Origin of the sequence: Gordonia rhizosphera NBRC 16068, from assembly GCF_000298195.1 — a bacterium.
Taxonomy (GTDB): Bacteria; Actinomycetota; Actinomycetes; order Mycobacteriales; family Mycobacteriaceae; genus Gordonia; species Gordonia rhizosphera.
In genome coordinates, this window is sequence record NZ_BAHC01000025.1 from 1 (window position 1) to 22,644 (window position 22,644).

Annotated in this window: 24 protein-coding genes; 1 reads left to right on the top strand and 23 read right to left on the bottom strand. The window is 66.8% G+C overall.

Annotated elements, in window-relative coordinates:
• The first annotated feature begins 187 nt into the window (after positions 1-187).
• Positions 188-1,030, top strand: a complete 843-nt coding sequence (mftM, locus tag GORHZ_RS01950; protein WP_040529766.1) for a mycofactocin oligosaccharide methyltransferase MftM — start codon at positions 188-190, stop codon at positions 1,028-1,030.
• 149 nt (positions 1,031-1,179) lie between these two features.
• Here the strand turns inward: mftM and GORHZ_RS01955 are convergent, their stop codons facing one another.
• From GORHZ_RS01955 to GORHZ_RS02065, 23 genes are all read right to left on the bottom strand, one after another.
• Complete coding sequence (locus GORHZ_RS01955) at positions 1,180-1,833, bottom strand: MadR family response regulator transcription factor (protein ID WP_006329877.1); 654 nt, start codon at positions 1,831-1,833, stop codon at positions 1,180-1,182.
• A 1-nt stretch (position 1,834) separates the two neighbouring features.
• A complete protein-coding gene (locus GORHZ_RS01960; RefSeq protein ID WP_006329878.1) occupies positions 1,835-3,268 on the bottom strand; it encodes a MadS family sensor histidine kinase in 1,434 nt (477 codons plus the stop codon).
• Between the two features lie 3 nt (positions 3,269-3,271).
• Positions 3,272-4,432: an iron-containing alcohol dehydrogenase gene (locus GORHZ_RS01965; protein ID WP_040529774.1), complete on the bottom strand. Its 1,161-nt coding sequence runs from the start codon at positions 4,430-4,432 to the stop codon at positions 3,272-3,274.
• An 83-nt stretch (positions 4,433-4,515) separates the two neighbouring features.
• Positions 4,516-6,042 (bottom strand): VWA domain-containing protein, encoded by a 1,527-nt coding sequence (locus GORHZ_RS01970; protein ID WP_006329880.1) that lies wholly within the window; start codon positions 6,040-6,042, stop codon positions 4,516-4,518.
• A gap of 14 nt (positions 6,043-6,056) precedes the next feature.
• The gene (locus GORHZ_RS01975; protein ID WP_006329881.1) at positions 6,057-7,313 is read right to left on the bottom strand and encodes an AAA family ATPase; all 1,257 of its coding nucleotides are present in this window, start codon (positions 7,311-7,313) and stop codon (positions 6,057-6,059) included.
• Between the two features lie 130 nt (positions 7,314-7,443).
• Complete coding sequence (mdo, locus tag GORHZ_RS01980; protein WP_006329882.1) at positions 7,444-8,736, bottom strand: NDMA-dependent methanol dehydrogenase; 1,293 nt, start codon at positions 8,734-8,736, stop codon at positions 7,444-7,446.
• A 127-nt stretch (positions 8,737-8,863) separates the two neighbouring features.
• Positions 8,864-9,652 (bottom strand): energy-coupling factor ABC transporter ATP-binding protein, encoded by a 789-nt coding sequence (locus tag GORHZ_RS01985; RefSeq protein ID WP_040529776.1) that lies wholly within the window; start codon positions 9,650-9,652, stop codon positions 8,864-8,866.
• A gap of 44 nt (positions 9,653-9,696) precedes the next feature.
• On the bottom strand, positions 9,697-10,473 hold the full coding sequence (cbiQ, locus tag GORHZ_RS01990) for a cobalt ECF transporter T component CbiQ (RefSeq protein ID WP_006329884.1): 777 nt from the start codon (positions 10,471-10,473) through the stop codon (positions 9,697-9,699).
• Between the two features lie 4 nt (positions 10,474-10,477).
• Positions 10,478-10,867 (bottom strand): PDGLE domain-containing protein, encoded by a 390-nt coding sequence (locus GORHZ_RS01995; RefSeq protein WP_006329885.1) that lies wholly within the window; start codon positions 10,865-10,867, stop codon positions 10,478-10,480.
• Complete coding sequence (locus GORHZ_RS02000) at positions 10,864-11,595, bottom strand: energy-coupling factor ABC transporter permease (protein ID WP_006329886.1); 732 nt, start codon at positions 11,593-11,595, stop codon at positions 10,864-10,866. Before GORHZ_RS02000 ends, GORHZ_RS01995 begins: the two co-directional genes overlap by 4 nt.
• Before the next feature lie 91 nt (positions 11,596-11,686).
• Positions 11,687-12,025, bottom strand: coding sequence for an ArsR/SmtB family transcription factor (locus GORHZ_RS02005; protein ID WP_006329887.1), 339 nt, complete (start codon positions 12,023-12,025; stop codon positions 11,687-11,689).
• 5 nt (positions 12,026-12,030) lie between these two features.
• Positions 12,031-13,284 carry a UDP-N-acetylglucosamine 1-carboxyvinyltransferase gene (gene murA, locus GORHZ_RS02010; protein ID WP_006329888.1) on the bottom strand — a complete coding sequence of 418 codons (1,254 nt, stop codon included), beginning with the start codon at positions 13,282-13,284 and terminating at the stop codon, positions 12,031-12,033.
• A 9-nt stretch (positions 13,285-13,293) separates the two neighbouring features.
• Complete coding sequence (locus GORHZ_RS02015) at positions 13,294-13,941, bottom strand: cob(I)yrinic acid a,c-diamide adenosyltransferase (RefSeq protein WP_006329889.1); 648 nt, start codon at positions 13,939-13,941, stop codon at positions 13,294-13,296.
• 48 nt (positions 13,942-13,989) lie between these two features.
• Positions 13,990-14,442 carry a DUF2550 domain-containing protein gene (locus tag GORHZ_RS02020; RefSeq protein WP_006329890.1) on the bottom strand — a complete coding sequence of 151 codons (453 nt, stop codon included), beginning with the start codon at positions 14,440-14,442 and terminating at the stop codon, positions 13,990-13,992.
• A gap of 139 nt (positions 14,443-14,581) precedes the next feature.
• Positions 14,582-14,962, bottom strand: coding sequence for a F0F1 ATP synthase subunit epsilon (locus tag GORHZ_RS02025; protein ID WP_006329891.1), 381 nt, complete (start codon positions 14,960-14,962; stop codon positions 14,582-14,584).
• Between the two features lie 9 nt (positions 14,963-14,971).
• A complete protein-coding gene (atpD, locus tag GORHZ_RS02030) occupies positions 14,972-16,420 on the bottom strand; it encodes a F0F1 ATP synthase subunit beta (protein WP_006329892.1) in 1,449 nt (482 codons plus the stop codon).
• A 35-nt stretch (positions 16,421-16,455) separates the two neighbouring features.
• Positions 16,456-17,388 carry a F0F1 ATP synthase subunit gamma gene (locus GORHZ_RS02035; protein ID WP_006329893.1) on the bottom strand — a complete coding sequence of 311 codons (933 nt, stop codon included), beginning with the start codon at positions 17,386-17,388 and terminating at the stop codon, positions 16,456-16,458.
• A 43-nt stretch (positions 17,389-17,431) separates the two neighbouring features.
• Positions 17,432-19,060 (bottom strand): F0F1 ATP synthase subunit alpha, encoded by a 1,629-nt coding sequence (gene atpA, locus GORHZ_RS02040; RefSeq protein ID WP_006329894.1) that lies wholly within the window; start codon positions 19,058-19,060, stop codon positions 17,432-17,434.
• A 78-nt stretch (positions 19,061-19,138) separates the two neighbouring features.
• Positions 19,139-20,485, bottom strand: coding sequence for a F0F1 ATP synthase subunit B/delta (locus GORHZ_RS02045; RefSeq protein ID WP_006329895.1), 1,347 nt, complete (start codon positions 20,483-20,485; stop codon positions 19,139-19,141).
• Between the two features lie 5 nt (positions 20,486-20,490).
• A complete protein-coding gene (locus GORHZ_RS02050; RefSeq protein ID WP_006329896.1) occupies positions 20,491-20,973 on the bottom strand; it encodes a F0F1 ATP synthase subunit B in 483 nt (160 codons plus the stop codon).
• 50 nt (positions 20,974-21,023) lie between these two features.
• Entirely contained in the window at positions 21,024-21,284 is a 261-nt protein-coding gene (locus GORHZ_RS02055) for a F0F1 ATP synthase subunit C (RefSeq protein ID WP_006329897.1), read from the bottom strand.
• 81 nt (positions 21,285-21,365) lie between these two features.
• Positions 21,366-22,121, bottom strand: a complete 756-nt coding sequence (atpB, locus tag GORHZ_RS02060) for a F0F1 ATP synthase subunit A (RefSeq protein ID WP_006329899.1) — start codon at positions 22,119-22,121, stop codon at positions 21,366-21,368.
• On the bottom strand, positions 22,118-22,531 hold the full coding sequence (locus tag GORHZ_RS02065; protein ID WP_006329901.1) for a hypothetical protein: 414 nt from the start codon (positions 22,529-22,531) through the stop codon (positions 22,118-22,120). Before GORHZ_RS02065 ends, atpB begins: the two co-directional genes overlap by 4 nt.
• Positions 22,532-22,644: the final 113 nt, after the last annotated feature.

Sequence of the window (22,644 nt, forward strand, 5' to 3'; positions counted from 1 at the left end):
GCCTCGGCGCCAGGCGGACAACGTGCTGGTCAGGGGCGTGGCGCCGCCGCCGGCGGTCGTCCATCGACCTGATTGGTACGTCCGTACACAACTGTGATCTGCGCCATGCTGGTCCCATCCTTTTGGACAGTGGGTCGGCCCCCTCGGTCAGTTCCGATCAGACGGCTACCTTCCTACCCTCGGTTGGGTGAGCGCTTCGGTATCCGCATCGGCTGCACCCGCGCCGGCCCGCCGGACGGTCCCCGTTGTTCGGCGCACGTTGTCAGTGCCGGCGGACTTCGAGGAGTGTGGGCGGTTCGCTTGGCGTGCCTGTCGAGACGGCACTGTCGAGATCCTGCACTCGCTCGATACGACGACGATCAGCGACTCGACGATGATCGACGGTCTGACTCCCCTGGTCCTGGGTGGCGTGCTGTGCGGGCAGGAGGCATTCGAGTCAGCTGCGGTGCAGGTCATCGAATCGACCGCCGGCACTGCCGACGCGGGGTGGGCGGCCTTCTACGACAACTCCGTCGTCGAACTGACCAGCGGGACGTCGCCGTTCGGCCCCGTCCACCGGCAAGCGCGGAGCCTGGTTCGGGGACACAGCGTCCTGGAGGTCGGGTGCTGCTTCGGTTTCCTCGCGCTCCAACTCGCCGAGGACGGTCACGCAGTCAGCGCGTGCGACATCACGGCCGGGGCGATCGACCATCTGACCAGGCAGGCGACCCGGCGCGGGACACCGGTCGATGCGGTTGTCGGCGACGCGACGCGCCTCCCGTTCGCCACCGACTCCGTGGACACCGTGACGCTCATCCACCTGCTCGAACACCTCGATGAGGAGGCCGCGATCCAGGCCATCCTCGAGGCGCTGCGGGTCGCGCGCGAACGCGTCGTCGTGGCCGTCCCGTTCGAGGACGAGCCCAGCGAGCACTACGGCCATCTGCTCCGGCTCACCGAGGCCGACCTACGGCGTTGGGCGGATCGGGTGGCGCACGCGGGGGCACGGACCTTCACCGATCACGGCGGATGGCTGGTCCTGAACCCGTAATGCGTGGACTGATCCGAGGATCTACCGGAACGCGGCCCGGGTCGGCCCTGAAGTCCACGCCCCAGCGGGGCGCGGATACGCCGACGTCGATGACCGCTCCGTGATGTGAGGTTTCAGGAGCCCTCGCGCCGCCCGACGCGCCCGACCCCTCAGATCAACCCTCTCTTGCTCGCGATGTAGACGGCGTCCGTCCTCTTCGAGACACCGAGCTTGCGGATGATGTTGCGGATGTGGAACTTCACCGTGGACTCGGAGATGTACAGCGTCTGCCCGATGCTCTTGTTGGACATACCGTCGGCCAGGAGCCGGAGCACTTCCCGCTCCCGTTCGGTGAGTGCCTCGGGACCGTCTCCCTCCCCGGACACCGTCCGCAGCACGATGGCCGCACTTCGCGGGTCGAATGCGCTGCCGCCACCCGACACCGACTGGATCGCACGGACCAATTCGGTCGTGTCGACGTCCTTCACGACATAGCCTCGGGCGCCCGCCTTGACCGCACGCACCACCAGGTCGTCGTCGAGGAAGGTGGTCAGCACCAAGGTCGCGACCCTCGGATGACGTGCCGCGATCTCGCCTATCAGCCGCAGTCCCTCGTATTCGGTGCCGGCGGTGAGTTTGAGGTCCACCACGACGACATCAGGTCGGCAGCGGGTCACCTCGGCGAGCGCCGCGTCGTACGAATCCGCCTCACCGACCACTGTGATCGACGATTCCCGATCCAGCAGCGACCGGATGCCCTCGCGTAGCAGGGCGTGGTCGTCGACGAGCATCGTGCGCACCGCGGTCACCTGCGGAGAAGTCATGTCACGCCTCCCGTTCCCGGCCAGTCGGCCGACCATCCGTGCGCACCGGGATCTCCACGGCGATGCGCACGCCTCCTTGCCGTGACCGGCGCACGCGGAGTACACCTCCGAGTTCCTCGGCCCGGGCCGCCATGTTCGCGAGCCCGCGGTGTCGCCCGGCGAGGTCGCCGAGCCGCGCCGCGCGCATGACCCGACGCATGTGTCCGGGATCGCCGCACCCGTCGTCATCCACGGTCAGCGCGACGCCGGAGTCGGTGTAGGTCAGGGTGATCCGCGCCGACGACGCGGCGGCATGCACCGCGGTGTTGAACAGCGCCTCACCGGCGATCCGCAGGACGGCGTGCTGCACGTCGTCCGGCAGGTCCCGGGCCCGACCCACGATGCGGACATCGGTGGCCAGGTCGGCGGGCATGTGCATCGAGCACAGACCTTCGAGAACCTCGCCGAGACCGAGTTCGCTGACCGTGGGCGACTGGTTGAGCGCATAGATCACCGACCGCAACTGATCGACCGCATCGCGGGTCAGCCGTCCGGCCACCTCGAGCCGTTCCGCCGTGCGCGGATCGGATTCCATGCGGCACACCTCGATCTGCATGCCGGCCGACAACACCGATTGGGTCACCGAGTCGTGCAGTTCCCGGGCGATACGCTCACGTTCCTCGACCACGAGTCGCTGACGCATCGCCGCCGACAGTTCCCGTTGTGTCCGTTCGAGTTCCAGATTGCGGGCAGCGAGATCGGCGGCATGTTCGGTGGCCTTGGCGAAGGCATCCTCGGCCCGTGCCAGTTGATGACGGGACTCCTCGAGCAGCGCAGCGTTCAGCAGCGCGACGACGGCCTGTCGCGCCAGGATCCGCATCACGACGAGGTCCGCCGAATCGACCACGGAGCACTCGGGGGTCCATGCGGACAGGCCGCCGACGACCCGTCCGTCGAGATGCAGCGGCACGTGCAGGTGGTGGTCGTCGACCACGGGACGCATCAGTTCGCCCATCTGGTTGCGCAGCAGGTCGTTGAGCCGGTTGAGGACCGTGTCGGGTAGATGGCTGGGTGTGCGGGCCGCCTGCACACCCTCGAACGCGTAGATGGTTCCGTCGCCGGTCATCATCAGATGACGAGGACCGGTGCGTTCGAGTTCCCCGTCGCACAGAGCGAAGACCACCCACTCCGCATCGAGGTGTTCCTGGGCGGCCCGTACCACAGACAGTACGAGATTCTCCGGTCCTTCCGCGGTCTGCACGAGCGCGCGCGAGATCCGGTCCAGTGCGCCGACGACGCGCGACAGGCGTTGCTCGACGCCGCGGTACTGGGCGTAGTGCGACCCCTTGACCGAGTGCAAGCCCAGCAGGGAATCGAGTTGCCCCCCACTTCGATCGTCGTCGGCGCCGGATGTATCGACGGTCCGCGCGATGTCGTCGTTCACCCCGGTGTCCATGGCTCAGAGTGCCTCGCCGTAGATCCGCTTCACCTCGGCGGCGGTGGGCTGACGCGGGTTGGTTCTCATACAGGCGTCGGCAAGCGCGTTGCCGGTGAGGATCTCGAGGTGCTCGCGTCGTACCCCGAGCCGCCCGAGAGACGGCGGCAATCCCACGCGTGCAGCCAGTTTCGCGATTTCGTCGGCGAGCCGGTCGGCGGTCGCATACGACGAACCCGCCTCCCCGATCCCGATCGCGCGGGCGAGTTCGACGTAGGGCTGGGGATCGGCCTCCGCGTTGTACCGGATGACATGTGGCAGCAGAACCGCGTTGATCGCGCCGTGCGGGGCGTCGACCAGTCCACCCACGGGATGGCTCATGGCATGCGTGGCACCCAGGATCGCGTTGGTGAAGGCCATCCCGGCTTCGAGTGCGGCGTAGGCCATGTCGAGTCCGGCGTCCGGATCGCCCGGATCGTCGACGAGCCGTTCGATGCTGCGCCAGGCGGTCGCGATGGCCGAGAGCGCCGAGATGTCGGTCAGCCGGCTGTGCGCGACAGAGGCGAAGGCCTCGATGCAATGTGTGATCGCATCCAGCCCCGACTGCGCGACGACCTCGTGGGGCTGGGTCGCGAGTAGTCGTGGGTCGATCACGGAGACATCGGGTACCAGGCCACGGCCGATGATCGTCACCTTGGTACCGCGGTCGAGATCGTTGACGATACAGAACTGCGAGACATCCGACCCGCTGCCGGCGGTGGTCGGCGCGGCGACCAGCGGAGGCAACGGACGCCGCGCCCGGTCGATCCCCTCGTACTGCAGGATGTGGCCGCCATTGGCGGCGAGGATCGCGACACCCTTGGCGGCGTCGATCACCGACCCACCCCCGAGCGCGACGATGCCCTCGCAGCGCGCCGCCTCGTAGTGTTCGAGCGCGGCCGAGATCTCCCCGGCACGCGGGTTCGGCGAGACCCCGGTGAACGAGGAGACATGCAGGTCGGCGGCGCGCAGCCGGTCGGCGAGTTCGGGATACCACGGCGTGCCCTGCAGCCGACGGTCCGAGACGATCATCAGTCTCTGCACGCCGAGGCCCACCGCCGCCCGCGGCACCTCGGCCAGGCAGCCGTGGCCGATGATGATCTCCGGGGTGTGGAACTTGGCGATGCGCACACCCTGCCGGATCATCGTGTCACCCGATTCGGTTCGCACGTCGCCTCACCTGTCGTCTGACCCGCCCCTGGACGCGATCCTACGCGGAGTGACCCCGGTCACGCGCCCGCCGTGTCAACGGAGACCTGTTCGAGTTCGGCCAGGTCGTGGACGACGTGCACACGATCGCAGAGCGCCGCGTAGGCGGGTAGGTCGCACGAGCCCAGACCCCACGAGTAACTCGGTTCGGGCGTGATCCAGATCGTCTCCCGCGCGCGCCGCGTGATCTCCTCGAAGGCCGCCAGATTGGGGTCACGACCGTTGTTGCGGCCGTCGCCGAGCACGATGACCGTCGTGCGGCGATTGACGGCACCGCCGTATTCCTCGAGGAACGTGGCCAACGCCTTCCCGTAGTCCGAATCCGCGTCGGTGTCGAGTACGCCGCCCGCCGGCAACCCCGATACCACCAGCGAAAGCGCTTCCTCCGCAGGATGTTCGGCGAACAGGTCGGTGATCTCGACGAGATCCGACACGAAGGCGAACGAGCGGACGTGGGCGACCATGCTCTGCAGTCCGTGCACCAGTTGCAGGGTGAACCGTGCGGCGGTACGGACCGACAACGACACGTCGGTGAGCACGAGCAGACTCGGCCGGTCGGTCACCTTGGCGACCGTGATCGGACGAAACGGCACCCCGTCGTAGCGGAGATTCGCCCGCATGGTGCGCGCGGCGTCGACGGTGCCGCGGGCCGCGAGCTTACGCCGGGCGCGCGGAGCCCCGTGCAGGCTGCGGATGAGACGTCGGACGGAATCCTCGAGGCTGGCCCGCTCGTGTTCGTGGATCGCGTCACGAACCGACGCCTTGACCTCCCGCTCCTCGATCGCGTGATCGGTGGCCATCAGCTGTTCGAGATGATCGCGGAGCTTCTCGGGAAGGCCGTCGAGCAGACCGGCCAGCGCCGATCGCAGCGCGGCGATCGCCTCCGCGTCGGGTTGCGGCCCGGACTCGGTATCACCCGCATCGAGCCAGTCCAGCAACGCCATCTCCTGCGCGACCGACAGTTCGACATCGAGTTCGGCCGAGTTTCCCGACACCAGCTCGCCCGGGCGACCAGGATTGTGCAGGCGCGACACCGTGAGCTGTACGCGGGCGGCCGCCTCGGAATTGGGCACCTCGTCGGCCGACAACACGATCTCGTCGGTCAGCGACGCCATGTCGAGCCGGTTGGCCTCCTGATGGAGGTTGTACTGCTCGGCAAGGTCCTCGGGGTCGAAATACCGACGGATGTCCGACGGCGGCCCGTGGCTGTGTCCCTGTTGCGGGGTGTTGCCGACCTCCTCGGACAGCGTGTACTCCTGCAGGTCACCGGTGTCGGAGAGGTCGTCGTGGGTATGCGAATGCCCATGTCCCCCATCGGATTCGATGACGGGACGCAGCGCGAAGAACTTGTCGAAGACCTCGTGGAAGGTCGCCTCGTCGCGGCGGTCCTTCACCAGGCACACCTCGAGCGCCGACCGCAGCAGCTCGCGATCGTCGAGAATCTCCGCGGTCGCCACCGCCGACATCGCGTCCATGGCCTCCGAGACACCGATGCGGATACCGTGCAGCCGTAGCAACCGGACGAACCGGTGCACCGCTCCTTCCATGGTTTCTCTCCCAGCTAGAACGGACGCTTGCCCTTGCCACCGCGCGCCTTGAACGACCGACTGCCCTGCGAGGCGCTCACCTGGCGGGTGCCGGCATCGCTCTTGGCCCCGGGCGACCCATAGTACTCGTCGCCGTGCCGGCCCGGTTCGTCCATCGCAGCCCGCTTCGCGGTGCCGCGGTGGTCCTTGCCGTGGTCGTGGTCATGATCGCCGTCGTGGCTGTGCTCGCCGTGCGAGTGAGGACCGTGGGAGTGGCTGTGCGAGTGACCGTAATCGTGTGAGTGAAGATGTTCGGGCACTTCGGCATTGGGGTCGACGAGTTTGGGGAGCGCGTCGAGTGCGCGGCTGAGGTCCCGGTCGTACTTGACGACGACGTTCGCGGTCTGCGAGAGCACCTCCGCGGTGAGGTCCTCGGCTCCGAGTACGGCAAGGGTCCGCGCCCAGTCGATCGCCTCGGAGATGCTTGGCGCCTTGCGCAGGTCGAGTTCCCTCAGCCCGCGGACGATCTCGACGAGCTTGGCCGCCAGGGTCTCCGACAGACCGGTGTTCTTCGACTTGATGATCTCGAGTTCGCGTGCCGCATCCGGATAATCCAGCGACAGGTGCAGACAGCGCCGCTTGAGCGCCGCCGAGAGATCCCGAGTGTTGTTCGAGGTCAACACGATCATCGGCTGATGCGTGGCCACGAAGGTGCCGATCTCGGGGACCGAGACCTGATATTCGGCAAGCAGTTCGAGCAACACGGCCTCGAGCGCCTCGTCGGCGCGGTCGACCTCGTCGACGAGCAGGACGACCGGTGTCTCGGACCGCACGGCCTCCAGCAGCGGGCGCGGCGCCAGGAACCGCTCGGAGAAGAAGACGCTTTCCTCGGCACCGATCCGGTCGACCGCCTCCGACAGCGTCGTGGCGTCGGCGACGACCTGGCTGATCTTCTCGCGCAGTACCTGTGTGTACAGCAATTGCTTGCCGTAATCCCACTCGTAGAGCGCCGTGGTCTCGTCCTGGCCCTCGTAGCACTGCAACCGCAACAGTTCACGGCCGGTGACCTCGGCGAGGGTCTTGGCCAGCTGCGTCTTGCCGACACCGGCGGGGCCCTCCAACAGGATCGGCTTGCCAAGCCGGCTCTGCAGAAAGACCGTCGTCGCGAGTCGCTGATCGGCCAGATAGCCTGCGTCCGCGAACTTCTCGACGACATCGGCGACATCGGCGAACTGCACCGGACCGTCGTCGCCGTCGGCGTTGTCGGGATCGACGGCAAGGTGAAGGGACATCGACGTCTCCGATTCTCTGCGATGGGAATTCATCTGTTGACCTGACGTTGGGGAATGTGCAGCGGATGGCGGACCCGAGTCGGGGGCAGTGGGTCCGCCATCCGCTGCGCTCTCGTAGAGGTGGCTGCCGCTACGGGAGCAGTTCGTCCAGATCGCCGTTGACGCAGTGTTCGACGACCGGGCGAACGGTCTCAAAGGTGCACTCCTTGGGGTTGCCGGGGGTGCACGCATCACCGAGGACGTGGTTGGTGAGGGCGTCGATGGTGGCCGCGTCGGTGGTGATCTCCTTACGGTTCTCGTAGAACTTGGTCGGGCCCTCACCCAGCCGGTTCTTCGGGTAGGTGTCCTGCTTGACGTCGGCGAAACGCTCGACGATGCCCACGTCGCGGAGCAGCCGGATGGCCGCCTCGAGCGCCGCGTCGGCGGCCTGCACCTTGGTCATGCCGTGGGTGTCGACGCCCATGGCCTCGGCCATGTCGGCGAAGCGCTCGTACATCACCGGCATGTTGAACGCCCACACGCGGGGCAGCGCGATGGCGTTGTTCAGGCCGTGGTGGGTGTCGAAGAAGGCCGACACCGCGTGGCTGATCGAGTGGATGATGCCGAGACCACCGGAGTTGAACGCCTGCGCGGCGATGTACTGGGCGTACATCATGCCCTCGCGACCGGCCAGTTCGGTGGGATTCCAGGTGGCCTCACGCAGGTGGCGCGCGGTCATGCGGACGGCGTGCAGCGCGTTACCCATCGACGGCGGGAAGTTCAGCCGCGACACGTAGGGCTCGGAGGCGTGGGCGAGCACGTCGAAGCCGCACTGGGCGGTGTAGGCGACCGGGCAGTCGTAGTAGAGCACCGGGTCGTCGATGGCCAGCGTGGTCACCGCGGCGTCGTCGAACGCGACGTACTTGTGCGGCTTGTCGGGATCGGTGGTGGTGTCGGTGATGACATAGGCCCACGAGGTCTCCGACCCGGTGCCGGCGGTGGTTGACACCGCGATGTGCGGCGGGTTCTTCGGGTTCTCGCTCTTGTTGAAGCCCTCGAACTCGTTGACATTGCGGCCGTCGTGGGCCACCGAGACACGGGCACCCTTGCAGGCGTCGTGGGCCGAACCGCCGCCGATCGAGATGAACGAGTCGCACTGCTCGGAGTTGTACATCGCCACGGCGTCCATGACGTTGTAGTCCTTGGGGTTGGACTCGACCTTGTCGTAGACGACGACCTCGAGGCCGTGGTATTTGCACGACTCGACGATCTTGTGAACGGTGTCGCTGCCGCGCAGACCGGTGGTCATCACCAGCGTCTTCTTGAACCCGAGCTTGAGCGCCTCGGGTCCGATCATCTCATGGGCACCGGGGCCCATCATCGCCCGCGGGAACGGGTGGAACTCCTTGATCGGGAACGGTTTCAGTAGTTCGTCAACCTGCATGATGACCTGACCTCCTGCGCCCTTCTGGCGCATCTCAACGTCGGGAACCGAACACCGGCGACGTTACGCGCGTCACACTGTCGGCCAACAGGTCTCGACGGTCATACCGTCCGTTATGAGTCCAGCGCTAGCCGGTCGGGAGCCGACGACCTGTCCGTTCGGACAGGTCGGCCATCGCCGCGACGTCGAATCCCCAGGGCAGTTCGAGACGGTGCCGCGCCAGGGTCAGCGCGTCGGACAGGATGGCGAGGATCGGGCCGTCGGCGACCACGCGTCCGTCGTCGATGATGACCGCGCGGTCGCACAGCTGCGCGGCGTAGGGAAGGTCGTGGGTGACCACGAGCATGGTCGTGTCGAGCCCCAGCAGGGTGTCGGCGAGTTCGCGTCGCGCGACCGGATCGAGATTCGCCGACGGTTCGTCGAGAACCAGAATGTCTGGGCGACAAGCCAATACGGTGGCCAAAGCGCCGCGCCTTCGTTGCCCGCCGGACAGATGATGGGGGCTGCGACGGGCGTGATCGGTCATGCCGACGACCGCGAGGGCATCATCGACCCGCCGCGAGAGTTCTTCTCCCGCGACGCCGAAGTTCGCCGGGCCGAAGGCCACGTCCTCGGCCAGCGTCGGCATGAACAACTGGTCGTCGGGGTCCTGGAACACCAGACCCACCTGCCGTCGGACGTCGCGCAGTGTCTTGCGGCCCACCGGTGTGCCGTTGATGCGGACCTGTCCGGACGTGGGCAGCAGTACACCGTTGAGGTGCAACATCAGGGTCGTCTTGCCGGCGCCGTTCGGTCCGAGCAGTGCCACGCGCTCCCCCGGGCGGACCGTCAGGTCGACGCCGTCGAGGGCGACGTGCCCATCCGGGTAGGCGTATCTCAGGGCGCTTGCCTCGATCGCGAAACCGTCGGTGTCCATCCCGGCCGTCACTCCCGTCCCACCTGCCTGGTGTCAATCATCGATTACCTTGTCCCCCAGGCGATCACCGCGACCACGACCGCCATCACCGCAGGCATCACCACGATGATCCACAGTCGGGTGGTGGCCCGGGGCGCTGTCGCGACACCGAGCATCTCCGGTATCGACCCGGTGAAGCCGCGCGACATCATCGCGAGATGCACCCGCTCACCGCGCTCGTAGGAGCGCAGAAAGACCGCTCCCACCCCCTTGGCCACGGCACCCGCCTGATGTGCCATGCGTGGGGAATCCCCGCGCGCGAGTCGGGCGATGTGCATGCGCCGGATCTCGGCCGAGAGCAGATCGGTGTACCGCAGCATCATGACGATCACCGGGGTCACCGTCGAGGGCACCCCCAGGCGTGTCAGTGCGAGCGGCAGTGCCCGTGCCGGGGTCGTCGCGGCAAAGGTCAACGAGGCCGCGACACCGAGCGTGCCCTTGATGATGATCCCCCAGGCCGCGTACAGGCCCGCGACCGACAGCGACAACCCGGCCACCTCCACGCGGTCGCCACCCTCGGCGAACGGCAGCAGGACGGCGAGGACGACGAACGGCACCTCGATCAGCATGCGCGGCGCGATCCAGCCGATCGGAATGTGTCCCAGGGCCCACACCGCGACCAGGATCGCGGCGAAGACCGCGTACGGCCAGAACATCTCGCGCGGTGTGGCAACCACGGCGAAGACGAAGACGACCAGGCACACCAGTTTGACTTCTGCCGGAGCCCGATGGACCGCCGACTCCCCGGCCCGGTAGAGCGGATGCGCATGCCCGGCGCCCATGACGTCAGCGGCCGCCGTCGGTGCCGGAACCCGCACTTCGCGAGCGACGGGAGGCGATGAGCCAGAACAATCCGCCGGCGACGGCGAGGGTGACGAGCACCCCGATCACGCCGGCGATCCCGTTGGTCAGGCCGATGCCGCGCACCGAGTAGCCGGCCAGCGGCGACGACGCCATCGCGTGGTCTGTCGCATGCTGGGCGATGCAGTTGCCGGTGAGCTCCTCGACGCCGTCGACCGTGGCGGTCTGGCAGCCGCGTAGCGTGGCCGAGTCCAGACCGTCGGGGGACGAACTCGCCGCGTAGGACACGATTCCGGCGATGAGCAGGGCCGCGAGCGCAAACAACGCGAGGAAGGTGCGTCGGCGCAACCGGGGCCGGGTGTTGGTCGTCGTCATGCCACAGCTCCGATCGGGTCGGTGGCGTACGAGGTACGGGACCGCAACAGATAGACGAGGTCGGGCCGCGCCCGGACCACCGCCATCACCGTGACGGCCGTGATGAGTCCCTCGCCGACTCCGATGAGCGTGTGGGTCCCCCACATGTAGCCGGCCACGGTGGTCAGCGACGCCTGCGCCGCGCCGCCCAGACCGTACTCGACGACGAAGCCGGTGGCCGCGGCGACCGTCCCGCACAGTGCCGCAACGAATGCCACGACGCCCAGCCGACGCACCGACGTCCCCCGACCGAGCAGCCGGTGGCCGGCCAGTGCCACGAGGTAGCCGACGAAGGTCGACACCAGTGCCATGTTGGTGATGTTGGCACCCAGCGCGGTCACACCGCCGTCGGCGAACATCAGGGACTGCACGATCAGCACGATCGCGATGCAGAGCGCACCGGTGAACGGCCCGACCAGGATGGCCGCCAATGCGCCGCCGAGCAGATGCCCGCTGACGCCGGGCAGGATCGGAAAGTTGATCATCTGAACGGCGAAGATGAACGCCGCGACAAGACCGGCCATCGGCACGGTTTTCTCGTCGAGGTCGGTGCGGGCGCGCCACACGCAGACCGCAAGTCCGGCAAAGGCGACCAGGCCGAAGAGCAGAGACACCGGTGCGTCGATGATGCCGTCGCTCATGTGCATGGCGACCGCCGTCGTCGCGGCGTCGGGAACGGTGAGGGGCATGTTCGAACGGTAGGACCGCCACCATCATCTGTCCACATATTCAGATGTTTAAGTGAACAGACTGTCCATTGGGACAGGTCGTCGGCTGCACCTACGAGTGACCCGCACCCATCCAGTGCAGCAGATCGTGCACGGTGTCGTCGTCGAGGCGATAGCTCACCGACCGCCCGACCCGGGTCGAAGTGACCCAGCCCTGGTGCCTTAAGACCCGAAGAGCCTGGGAGACAGCGGTTTCGGTACGGCCCACGGCCGCGGCGAGATCGCCGACGATGATTCCCGGATGTCGGTGCAGCACCAGCAGGATCTCGAGGCGATGAGGGTCGGAGAGCAGGTCGAAGCGGGTTGCCCACTCGGCGACATCGACATCGGGCCGATCGTGCCCACCGGTTGCCGCCCCAGGGTGCGCGCCGGGTTGTGTGTGCTCGGCCATCTGCGTCAGCCGACCCGTTCGATCTCACCGCCGAGGCTACGGAGGTTCTCGACGAAATGCGGGTACCCACGGTCGATGTGTTCGACATCGTGCACCTCGGTGACACCGTCGGCCACCAGGCCCGCGAGCACCAATCCGGCCCCCGCACGGATATCGGAGCACCACACCGGTGCACTCGACAGGCGTTCGATGCCACGCACGACCGCATGATGCCCGTCGGTGCGGGCGTCGGCACCGAGTCGCACCATCTCCTCGACGAAGCGGAACCGGGCCTCGAAGACGTTCTCGGTGATCACCGACATTCCGTCGGCGATCGCCGCCATGCCGATCGCCATCGGCTGCAGGTCGGTCGGGAACCCCGGAAACGGCAGTGTCGAGACGTTGACCGCCGACGGCCGCCGGTCCTGGCGGACCCGGAATCCGTTGTCGAAACGGTCCACCTGCGCGCCCGCGTCGCCGAGTTTGTTGAGCACGAGTTGCAGGTGGGCCGGTTCGACGCCCCGCACCGTGACGTCGCCGCGGGTCATCGCGGCGGCGATCCCCCAGGTGGCCCCGACGATCCGGTCACCGACCACCCGGTGGGTGGCGGGATGCAAGCGGTCCACTCCGGTCACCGTCAAGGTCGACGTACCGGCCCCGTCGATCTGCGCGCCCATCTGCTGGAGCATCACGCACAGGTCCACGATCTCGGGTTCGCGGGCCGCGTTGTCGATCGTCGTGACCCCCTCGGCGAGTACCGCGGCCATCAGGATGTTCTCGGTGGCACCGACCGACGGGAACTCGAGGGCCACCGGCGCACCGGTCAACGCGTCCGCCTCGGCCACGACGCAGCCGTGTTCGATCGAGCTGTGGGCACCCAGCGCCCGGAGACCGGCCTGGTGCATGTCGAGCGGCCGGGAACCGATCGCGTCGCCGCCCGGCAGCGCGACCACCGCGCGATGGCAGCGCGCCATCAGCGGGCCGAGTACACATACCGAGGCGCGGAACTGTTTCACCGCGTCGAAATCGGCGTGGAACTTCGGTTCGGCCGGCGACTCGATGACCACGGTGTCCCCGTCGATCGCCACCACCGCACCCAGCCCACGCAGCACGTCCGCCATCAGCGGCACGTCCGCGATCTCCGGGGAGTTCGTCAGCGTGGTGGCGCCCTCGGCCAACAGCGCCGCAGCCATCAGCTTCAGCACGCTGTTCTTGGCACCACCCACCGAGACCTCGCCGGACAGGCGGGCTCCCCCGGAGACCATGAAACGATCACTCACGCTGACACCTTAGCGGTCGCCCGTCCCCGAGCGCCGTGACTCACGCCTCGCGGGCGGCGCCTGAAGGCGGGTTCGATCCCCGCCCGGGATCCACTTCACATCACCGGTCCCCAGCGGCGGTCGGTTGGCCACTCGGGACAGGATGAACAACAGGTCCGACAAGCGGTTCAGGTAGCGGGCCGGCAGTACGTTGGTGTCGTCCGGATGCGCCTGCGCCGCGGCCCACGCCGACCGTTCCGCCCGTCGGGTGACAGTCCGCGCGTGGTGCAGCAACGCGCTGAGCCGGCTACCGCCGGGCAGGATGAACGAATCGAGTGCGGGCAGCCCCTCACCGAAATGGTCACACCATGCCTCGAGGGCGTCGATGTAGTCCTGTTCGATCCGCAGCGGCGCGAACTCCGGATTCTCCACGACCGGGGTGGCCAGGTCGGCGCCGGCGTCGAACAGATCGTTCTGCACGGTTGTCAGCACCTCGACGATCTCGGCGGGGACGTCGCCGCCGAGCGCCAACGCCATCCCGATGACCGCATTCGCCTCGTCGCAGTCCGCGTACGCCGCGACCCGCAGGTCGGTCTTCGCCACCCGGGAGAAATCGCTGAGACCCGTGGTCCCATCGTCACCGGTCCGTGTGTAGATCCGTGTCAGGTGTACCGCCATGGGGACGAATCTACTGCGCACCTCCGGCGGCCCGGGCACCGCTCCCGGTCATGCGGTCCGGCGCCGCTGCGATCGCTGCGACCGTCGTGACTGACGCGACTCCAACCACGACTGAAAAGCGGTGTCCGCACCGGGCGCCATGGCCAACTCGTACGAGTGCCCGCCGCCGTCGGCATCGGGTTCGAGCTCGACGATGATCATGCCGTGCAGGATGTCGGCTTCGGACCCCTCGGGTCGCCGACGTCCGATGATCTCGATGGACTGCCGGGAGAACGTGAGTGTGGGTCCCGGCCGCAGCGAACTCAACCGGAAGTACCGAAGAGCGTTGTCGCCGTAGTGGATGGTGCCGTGGCGCCAGCCTTCGTCGGCGCCGGCCGGAAGCCTGCGCAAAAGCACCGGGGTGCCCGCGCTGCGCAACTGGCCCAATCGGTAGGCCAGCAGGGCACAGACCACCACCGCCACGGCGAGCAGCGCCCCCAGCACGACCACGAGCAACGACACCGGCGCACACCTCCCGCGAACGGCCACGCGGCGGGCTGATGACAATGGTGCGCGACAGTTCCGACACCAGCATGCCAGACATACGGTAGCGGCCGGTCATCGCTCCTGCGATGACCGGCCGCTACCGGGAGCTCTCTGGCTACTTGCCCGCGTGTTCGGCAGCCACCAGCCGCGAATGCGCGCGGTTGTACTCGTCGCTACCGGGGTCGGCGACCTCCATGGCCGCCTTCTCGGCGGTCGGGTCGATACCCTCCGCCCACTGTGCCGCCTCGGCGAGCACGGTCACCGACTCACCGGTCACCGACAGGAACCCGCCCTGCACCGCGGCAGAACGCCGCGTGCCGTCTTCGGCCACGATCACCACGAAGCCGCCGGGGACGAGCTGACCCAGCAGGGGCTCGTGGTTCGCGAGGACACCGAGCTCGCCGACCGTGGTCTGCGCGATGACAAAGGTCGCCATACCCGAGTACAGCTCCTCGTCGGCCGCGACGACCTCGACGTGAAAGGTCTTCTCTGCCATGGCGATCCGCTACTTTCCGGCGATCTTGGCGGCCGCGGCCTCCACGTCGTCGAGGCCACCGCAGCTGTTGAACGCCTGCTCGGGCAGGTGATCGAACTCACCCTTGCAGACCCGGTCGAACGCCTCGATGGTGTCGGCGAGCGGCACCACCGATCCCGGCTGACCGGTGAACTTCTCGGCGACGAGGAAGTTCTGGCCGAGGAACTTCTGGATGCGACGAGCGCGCTGCACCGTCACCTTGTCCTCTTCGGAGAGCTCGTCCATACCGAGGATGGCGATGATGTCCTGCAGTTCCTTGTACTTCTGCAGGATTCGCTTGACCTCGTTGGCAACCCGGAAGTGCTCGTCGCCGACGATCGAGGCCTCGAGGATACGTGAGGTCGAGGTCAGCGGGTCCACCGCCGGGTAGATGCCGAGCTGCGAGATCGGACGCGAGAGCTCGGTGGTCGCATCGAGGTGGGCGAAGGTCGTCGCGGGGGCCGGGTCGGTGTAGTCGTCGGCGGGCACGTAGATCGCCTGCAGCGAGGTGATCGAACGTCCCTTGGTCGACGTGATCCGCTCCTGCAGCTCACCCATCTCGTCGGCCAGGGTCGGCTGGTAGCCCACCGCGGACGGCATACGGCCGAGTAGGGTGGAGACCTCCGAGCCGGCCTGGGTGAACCGGAAGATGTTGTCGATGAACAGCAGCACGTCCTGGTGCTGCACATCGCGGAAGTACTCCGCCATGGTCAGCGCCGACAGGGCCACGCGCATACGCGTGCCCGGCGGCTCGTCCATCTGACCGAAGACGAGGGCGGTGTCCTGCAGGACGCCCATCTCCTCCATCTCGAGGTGCAGGTCGGTGCCCTCACGGGTGCGCTCACCGACGCCGGCGAACACCGACGTACCGGAGAACTCGCGGGCGATACGGGTGATCATCTCCTGGATGAGCACCGTCTTGCCCACACCGGCGCCACCGAACAGGCCGATCTTGCCACCCTTGACGTACGGGGTCAGCAGGTCGATGACCTTGATGCCGGTCTCGAGGATCTCGGTCTTGCCCTCGAGCTCGTCGAAGGGCGGCGGCTTGCGGTGGATACTCCACTGCTCGCCGTCACGGCCGGTCCCGGGAGCGTCGAGGCAGTCGCCGAGGGCGTTGAACACGTGCCCCTTGACGACGTCACCGACGGGCACCGAGATCGGGCGGCCGGTGTCGACGACGGTCTCGCCACGGACCAGGCCGTCGGTCGGCTGCATGGAGATGGTGCGCACCAGGTTGTCACCGAGGTGCTGCGCGACCTCCAGGGTCAGGGTCTTGGCCACGGCCGCGAGGCTTATCTCCGCGTGCAGGGCGTTGAACAGGTCTGGGATGGAGCCGCGCGGGAACTCGACGTCCACCACGGGCCCGATGATCCGGACGACACGGCCGTGCGTCGACCCGGTCTCGCCGGGCGCACTCTGTGTTGCTGCTGCAGTCATTGTGCTTGGGTCACTTCCTCTTTCGGGTCGATAGGTCAGTTGGCCAGGGCGCTCGAACCGCCGACGATCTCGCTGATCTCCTGGGTGATCTGCGCCTGGCGGAGCTGGTTGGCCTCACGCGACAGCGTCTTGGACAGTTCCTCGGCGTTGTCGGTTGCCGCCTTCATAGCGGTCCGACGCGCCGCGGACTCCGAGGCCGCGGAATCGAGAAGCGCTGCGTACACGCGGGTCGCCAGGTACTTCGGCAACAACGCATCGAGGAGCGCTTCGGCACCCGGCTCGAACGAGTAGTTCCGCGAAGGCTTGTGGATCTCGGCCTCCATCGGGTCGTCGTGCTGCGTGACGACGAGCGGCGCGATCCGGCGGACCTCGGGCTCCTGCGTCAGCATGGTGACGAACTTCGTGTACACCAGGTGAATCTCGTCGAGACCCTCGAGAGCTCCGTCGCCCTCCGGCAACTCGACCTGCTCACCCGACCCGGCCAGGAACAGATCGACCAGGAAGTTGGTCGCCATGCTGGCGTCGGAGTAGTCCGGGGCCTGGGAGAACCCGGTCCATGAATCCGCGATCTGCGTGCTGCGGAAGCTGAAGTACCCGACACCCTTCTGCCCCATGACGAACAGCACCGGCTGTTTGCCCTCCTCGCGGAGCAGCGCCATGAGCTCGCGGGTGGCACGCAGCACGTTCGAGTTGTAGCCGCCGCACATCCCGCGGTCGCTGGTGACCACCAGGATGCCGGCCCGACGCGGCGTCTCGCGTTCCACCAGCAGTGGATGATCCAGCGATCCGGAGTTGCTCGCGAGTTCGGAGAGGACCTCGGTCATCTCGTGCGCATACGGCTTGGCCGCGGCGACGCGCGCCTGCGCGCGAGTGATCCGCGAGGTCGCGATCAGCTCCTGCGCCTTGGTGATCTTCTTCGTCGACTGCACCGACCGGATGCGCGAGCGCAGTTCACGAATGCTGGCCATCAGCCATCACCCCTTTCCTGAAGAGAACTGCCCGGCGAGACGATCACTTGCGGACCGTGATCTGCTCGTGCTCGACGTTCTCCGAGTCCATCGCCTTGGCCTCGGCCTCGTTGACGACGCGCTTGCCATCGTGGGTGAGGTAGCTGTTCTTGAACTTGTTGGTCTCGGCGATCAGCGCCTCCGCGTGATCGTCGGTGAGCACCGCGCCGCCGGCGATCGAGTCGTAGACACCCTTCGCCTGGTGGTGCAGGTGGCTGAGCAGCTGCGTCTCGAAGTTGCGGACGTCGTCGACGGGCACCGAGTCGTACAGACCCTCACCGCAGAGGTAGATCGACACGATCTCATCCTCCACCGAGAACGGTGAGTACTGGTCCTGCTTGAGCATCTCCACCCAGCGGGCGCCACGCTCGAGCTGGGCCTTGGAGGCGTCGTCGAGGTCGGAGGCGAAGGCCGAGAAGGCCTCGAGCTCACGGAACTGGGCGAGTTCCAGACGCAGCGAGCCGGACACCTTCTTCAGACCCTTGGTCTGTGCGGCACCACCGACGCGGGACACCGAGGTACCGACGTTGATCGCCGGACGGACACCCTTGTTGAAGAGGTCGGACTCGAGGAACACCTGGCCGTCGGTGATCGAGATGACGTTGGTCGGGATGAACGCCGAGACGTCGTTGGCCTTGGTCTCGATGATCGGCAGACCCGTCATCGACCCACCGCCCATCGCATCGGAGAGCTTCGCGCAACGCTCCAGCAGACGAGAGTGCAAGTAGAAGACGTCACCCGGGTAGGCCTCGCGGCCCGGCGGACGACGCAGCAGCAGCGAGATGGCGCGGTAGGCCTCGGCCTGCTTGGTCAGGTCGTCGAACACGATCAGCACGTGCTTGCCCTGGTACATCCAGTGCTGGCCGATGGCCGAACCGGTGTAGGGCGCGAGCCACTTGAAGCCCGCCGAGTCCGACGCCGGGGCGGCGACGATGGTGGTGTACTCCATCGCGCCGGCCTCTTCGAGGGCGGTCTTGACGCCGGCGATGGTCGAACCCTTCTGGCCGATCGCGACATAGATGCAGCGGACCTGCTTGGCGGGGTCGCCCGAGTCCCAGTTGGCCTTCTGGTTCAGGATGGCGTCGATGCAGACAGCGGTCTTGCCGGTCTTGCGGTCGCCGATGACCAGCTGGCGCTGGCCGCGGCCGATCGCGGTCATCGCGTCGATGGCCTTGATACCGGTGGCCAGCGACTCTTCGACCGGCTGACGCTCGAGCACGGTGGCGGCCTGGAGCTCGAGCACACGCTGCTCTTCGGCCTGGATGTCACCGAGCCCGTCGATGGGGGCACCCAGCGGGTCGACGACACGGCCGAGGAACTTGTCGCCCACCGGAACCGAGAGGACCTCGCCGGTACGGCTGACCTGCTGACCCTCTTCCAGCGACTCGAAGTCACCGAGGATGACGGCACCGATCTCGTCCTCGTCGAGGTTCAGGGCCACGCCGAGGACACCGTTCTCGAACTGCAGCAACTCGTTGGCCATCGCACCGGGCAGGCCGCTGACGTGAGCGATGCCGTCCGATGTGTCGGTGATGATGCCCACCTCGTCACGGGAGGCCTCGGCTTCGAACGACGAGACATACTGCTCGATCGCTCCCTTAATCTCTTCTGGTGAGATCGTCAACTCCGCCATGGGTACTCGTCTTTCTTGATCAGTCCGGCTGGTTTGGTTTGTTCGCGGGATGGATGGTGGCTGGTCGGTTGCTCGCGGTCAGCGGGGAAGGCTCTCGGCCGCCTTCGCCAATCGGGTCGCGACGTCGGCCTCGATGAGCTCGTCGCCGACCCCGATGCGCAGACCACCGAGGATCTGCGGGTCGATCTCGGTCTGCACCGAGATCGTCCGGCCGTAGATCGTTCCCAGGACGGTCGAGAGCCGCGCCTTCTGCGCATCCGTCAGCCCTGTTGGGGAGACCACGTGGGCCACCACCTCGCCGCGACGCGCAGCGGCGAGCTGTGCGAGACGGTCTACGGCGACCTCGGACGGCTGGCCGTGCAGCAGCCGAATCTGGTGGGACAGCAGGTACCAGGTGTGCGGGTGTACCTGATCACCGACGAGGGACCGCAGCATCTCAACGCGCCTGTCCGCATCGCGGGTGTGATCCGAGAGCAGCGACGCCAGCTCGGGGTTCGCATCGAGCACCCGACCGACGCGGAAGAGCTCGTCCTCGACCCTCTCGATCGAACCGTCGCGCTCTGCGGCGGTCAGGACGATCATCGCTGCCTGCCGACGAAGGCCGGTGATGTAATCGGCGGTCGACGACCAGCGACCATTGCTGGCCGAGATCAGCACGGTCAGCACCAACGGCGAGACCTTGCCCTCGAACAGCCTCCGCACCAGATTCTCCTTGGCGGCAGGCCCTTCGGATACCTCGGACATCTTCTTACGGAGCACCGGCTGGCGGTGCAGGAACTCCAGGACATTCACGAGCTCGTCGGCGGCGTTGGTCAGCGTCGGGCCGTCGAGACCGGCAGCAGCCTCGTCGAATACCTTCGCCGTCTGGCGCGCCGACTCGCGGCTGCCGGCACGCATCGAATGCAGTCCGAGGAGTTCGACGTTGCCGGGCACCGACTGTGAGGAATCGACCGACATCGCCTCGAGTTCGTCGATGACGCGGTCGATACTCCGCGACCGCGCATCCGGGTCGGTCAGATGCGACCGAACGAGGTCGCCCGCACCGTCGACCGCGGAGAGCCCCAGCTCCGAGCGGAGCTGACGGACCATGTTGGACCGGGCCAGTTCCCCTTGGGCCGCGCCATGTGCGTGGATTCGCTGAACCTCCGCGTCTGCCTGTGCAGCGATGTCCTCGGTGATGCCCTTGGCGTCCTGGAGCGCTCCGTTGTGCAGTTCCTCCGCCTCACTCCTGGCCTGGGCGAGAGCGCGGTCGTGCGCCGCCTGGGCGTCGACGACGCGTGACTTGGCAGCCGCGGAATCGGTGATCTGGCGACCGATGACGTCCTGTTGGTTGACCACCGCCCGCTTGAGCGGCGGCAGCACGAACCGCCAGAACAAGAAGGCGATGACGGCAAAGCCGATGAGCTGTCCGATGAAAAGGTCCATTGTCTTTAGTTCACCGTCTCCGTCTGCTCGGTCTTTGGAGCCTTGACCTCGTATCCCAGCACGCGCCCGGCCAGCGTCTCCGCCAGTCGGTCGACGTCGTGGCGCGCAGTCTCGAGCGCGTCGTCCGCCTCGACCTTGAGCGCCTTGGCGGTCTCCGCGAGTGCACTGTCCGACTCCGCGGTGGCCTGACGCTTCGCCTCGGACAACTTCTCGTTGGCCTGGGCTCGTGCGTCGTCCCGAATACCGGTCGCATCCCCACGGGCTTCCTTCATCGCGGCCCGGTACTCGGTGTCGGCGCTTTCATAGCTCGCCTCAGCCGCCCGATTGTCCTGCACAGTCTGCGAAACCCGCGCATCACGCTCGTCGAGCACCTTCAAGATCGGCGGAACGACCATTGTGCGGATGACGACGAGCACGATCACGAAGATCAACAGACACGCGAAGAACGTGGCGTTGGGGATGAGGAAGTTCTCTGCGGCGAGATTCATTGTTCGTTGGTTCCCTTAGTGATCCTTGCGAATCCGTTCAGCGGCCGAGATCAGGAGGTCTGGCCGGAGATCGGGGTGGCGAACACGAACAGCGCCATGAACGCCAAGTTGATGAAGTACGCAGCCTCGACCAGACCGACGGTGATGAAGAACGGGGTGAAGAGGCGACCCTGAGCCTCCGGCTGACGAGCGATACCAGCGATCAGCTGAGAACCGGCGATACCGTCACCGATACCGGCACCGATCGCGCCGCCGCCCATGATGAGGCCGCCGCCGATCAACGCGCCCAGACCAATCAGATTGGGATCCATTGAGAACTTTCCTTTCGGGTGGGTACTGGCAACCGCGTTGCCAGGTCTTAGGGTCCGACCGGCGGCGCCGGTCAGGTCGAACTAGTGGTGCTCGTCCTCCAGCTCCATCGACTGGCTGAAGTAGAGGATGGTCAGAAGGGCGAAGATGAACGCCTGGATCAGACCGACGAAGAGGTCGAACGACTTCCAGATGGCGTTCGGCGCCCAGAGAATCCACGCCGGGAACAGGGCTATCAGCGCGACCATGATGCCGCCGGCGAACATGTTGCCGAAAAGTCGGAGGGACAGCGAGACCGGCTTGGCGATCTCCTCGATGATGTTGATCGGCGCCAGGAAGGCGACATGTCCCTTGACGGTCTGCTTGAGGTGACGCAGTGGGCCTCGACGTTGCATGCCGGCCACCTGGTACCAGACGAAGACGAACAGTGCGAGCGCGTAGACGAAGTTGACGTCGGAGGCCGCAACCTTCAAGGCCTCACTGGAAATGCCTTCCTCATTGGCGTACTGCACCGGCAGGACCGAGAACCAGTTCGCGATGAGGATGTAGGTGAACAGCGTGACGGCCAGTGGCAGAACGAATCCCGCGATCTTCATGCCGATCGCACCCTCGATCTGACCGCGCATCTGGACGGTCAGCACCTCGAAGTACAGCTGTACCGAGTTGGGTTTGCCGGAAGTGATCTTCCACCGCACGAAGAACGCGAGGGCGATCACGATGAGGGCGGCGAGACCACTGGCGATGATCGTGTCCAGGTTCCAGGTCATGCCGAGCCATTCCACCTCTTGGTGGTGGCCGACCTCGATCTGCGCCTCGGCCAGATAAGACGTTGCGGTCATAGCTGCTTACGAAGTCCTTTCATCACCGGAATCACCGTGTTGAGAACCAGGATCACCTGGCCGATGGCGAGTCCGAACATCGCGCCCAGCCCGTCGGGCCGGACCAGGAACGCCGCCAGGAGCGCGAGGACGGTGATGGCCCCGAGCCGGAATGCGGAATTGACGGCCAGCGCTTGCTTGCGCGGGTGCTCCTGCGCGGCCACGACCTCGACGGCACGCCGCACCAGGATCGCGTTGACGAAGATCGCCACGGTCCCGACGAGGAAGAAGACCGCGAACCACACGTGGCCGATGGCGATACAGAGTCCGAAGACACCGGCGCACACGATCGCGGCGATGATGCCGGGTCGTCGAAGGCCCGTCGGGGCCGCAGGATAATAGGAAGTCGAGTCCGGGGCAGATGTCGTCATGCGCCTCTCCTCAACTGATACCCGTCGCCGCTGCGCAGCGAACACCGAGCGTGCGATCGGCGACGAGAGTCACCGGGCGTAAGCTCGCGGTTTTCTGTGACACTACCAACACT

What these genes read in the sequence shown, in the direction of transcription:
- GORHZ_RS01955 (WP_006329877.1), bottom strand. Translation starts at nt 1,833, where the DNA reads ATGACTTCTCCGCAGGTGACCGCGGTGCGCACGATGCTCGTCGACGAC.
- GORHZ_RS01960 (WP_006329878.1), bottom strand. Translation starts at nt 3,268, where the DNA reads ATGGACACCGGGGTGAACGACGACATCGCGCGGACCGTCGATACATCC.
- GORHZ_RS01965 (WP_040529774.1), bottom strand. Translation starts at nt 4,432, where the DNA reads ATGATCCGGCAGGGTGTGCGCATCGCCAAGTTCCACACCCCGGAGATC.
- GORHZ_RS01970 (WP_006329880.1), bottom strand. Translation starts at nt 6,042, where the DNA reads ATGGAAGGAGCGGTGCACCGGTTCGTCCGGTTGCTACGGCTGCACGGT.
- GORHZ_RS01975 (WP_006329881.1), bottom strand. Translation starts at nt 7,313, where the DNA reads ATGTCCCTTCACCTTGCCGTCGATCCCGACAACGCCGACGGCGACGAC.
- mdo (WP_006329882.1), bottom strand. Translation starts at nt 8,736, where the DNA reads ATGCAGGTTGACGAACTACTGAAACCGTTCCCGATCAAGGAGTTCCAC.
- GORHZ_RS01985 (WP_040529776.1), bottom strand. Translation starts at nt 9,652, where the DNA reads ATGGACACCGACGGTTTCGCGATCGAGGCAAGCGCCCTGAGATACGCC.
- cbiQ (WP_006329884.1), bottom strand. Translation starts at nt 10,473, where the DNA reads ATGGGCGCCGGGCATGCGCATCCGCTCTACCGGGCCGGGGAGTCGGCG.
- GORHZ_RS01995 (WP_006329885.1), bottom strand. Translation starts at nt 10,867, where the DNA reads ATGACGACGACCAACACCCGGCCCCGGTTGCGCCGACGCACCTTCCTC.
- GORHZ_RS02000 (WP_006329886.1), bottom strand. Translation starts at nt 11,595, where the DNA reads ATGCCCCTCACCGTTCCCGACGCCGCGACGACGGCGGTCGCCATGCAC.
- GORHZ_RS02005 (WP_006329887.1), bottom strand. Translation starts at nt 12,025, where the DNA reads ATGGCCGAGCACACACAACCCGGCGCGCACCCTGGGGCGGCAACCGGT.
- GORHZ_RS02015 (WP_006329889.1), bottom strand. Translation starts at nt 13,941, where the DNA reads ATGGCGGTACACCTGACACGGATCTACACACGGACCGGTGACGATGGG.
- GORHZ_RS02025 (WP_006329891.1), bottom strand. Translation starts at nt 14,962, where the DNA reads ATGGCAGAGAAGACCTTTCACGTCGAGGTCGTCGCGGCCGACGAGGAG.
- atpD (WP_006329892.1), bottom strand. Translation starts at nt 16,420, where the DNA reads ATGACTGCAGCAGCAACACAGAGTGCGCCCGGCGAGACCGGGTCGACG.
- GORHZ_RS02035 (WP_006329893.1), bottom strand. Translation starts at nt 17,388, where the DNA reads ATGGCCAGCATTCGTGAACTGCGCTCGCGCATCCGGTCGGTGCAGTCG.
- atpA (WP_006329894.1), bottom strand. Translation starts at nt 19,060, where the DNA reads ATGGCGGAGTTGACGATCTCACCAGAAGAGATTAAGGGAGCGATCGAG.
- GORHZ_RS02045 (WP_006329895.1), bottom strand. Translation starts at nt 20,485, where the DNA reads ATGGACCTTTTCATCGGACAGCTCATCGGCTTTGCCGTCATCGCCTTC.
- GORHZ_RS02050 (WP_006329896.1), bottom strand. Translation starts at nt 20,973, where the DNA reads ATGAATCTCGCCGCAGAGAACTTCCTCATCCCCAACGCCACGTTCTTC.
- GORHZ_RS02055 (WP_006329897.1), bottom strand. Translation starts at nt 21,284, where the DNA reads ATGGATCCCAATCTGATTGGTCTGGGCGCGTTGATCGGCGGCGGCCTC.
- atpB (WP_006329899.1), bottom strand. Translation starts at nt 22,121, where the DNA reads ATGACCGCAACGTCTTATCTGGCCGAGGCGCAGATCGAGGTCGGCCAC.
- GORHZ_RS02065 (WP_006329901.1), bottom strand. Translation starts at nt 22,531, where the DNA reads ATGACGACATCTGCCCCGGACTCGACTTCCTATTATCCTGCGGCCCCG.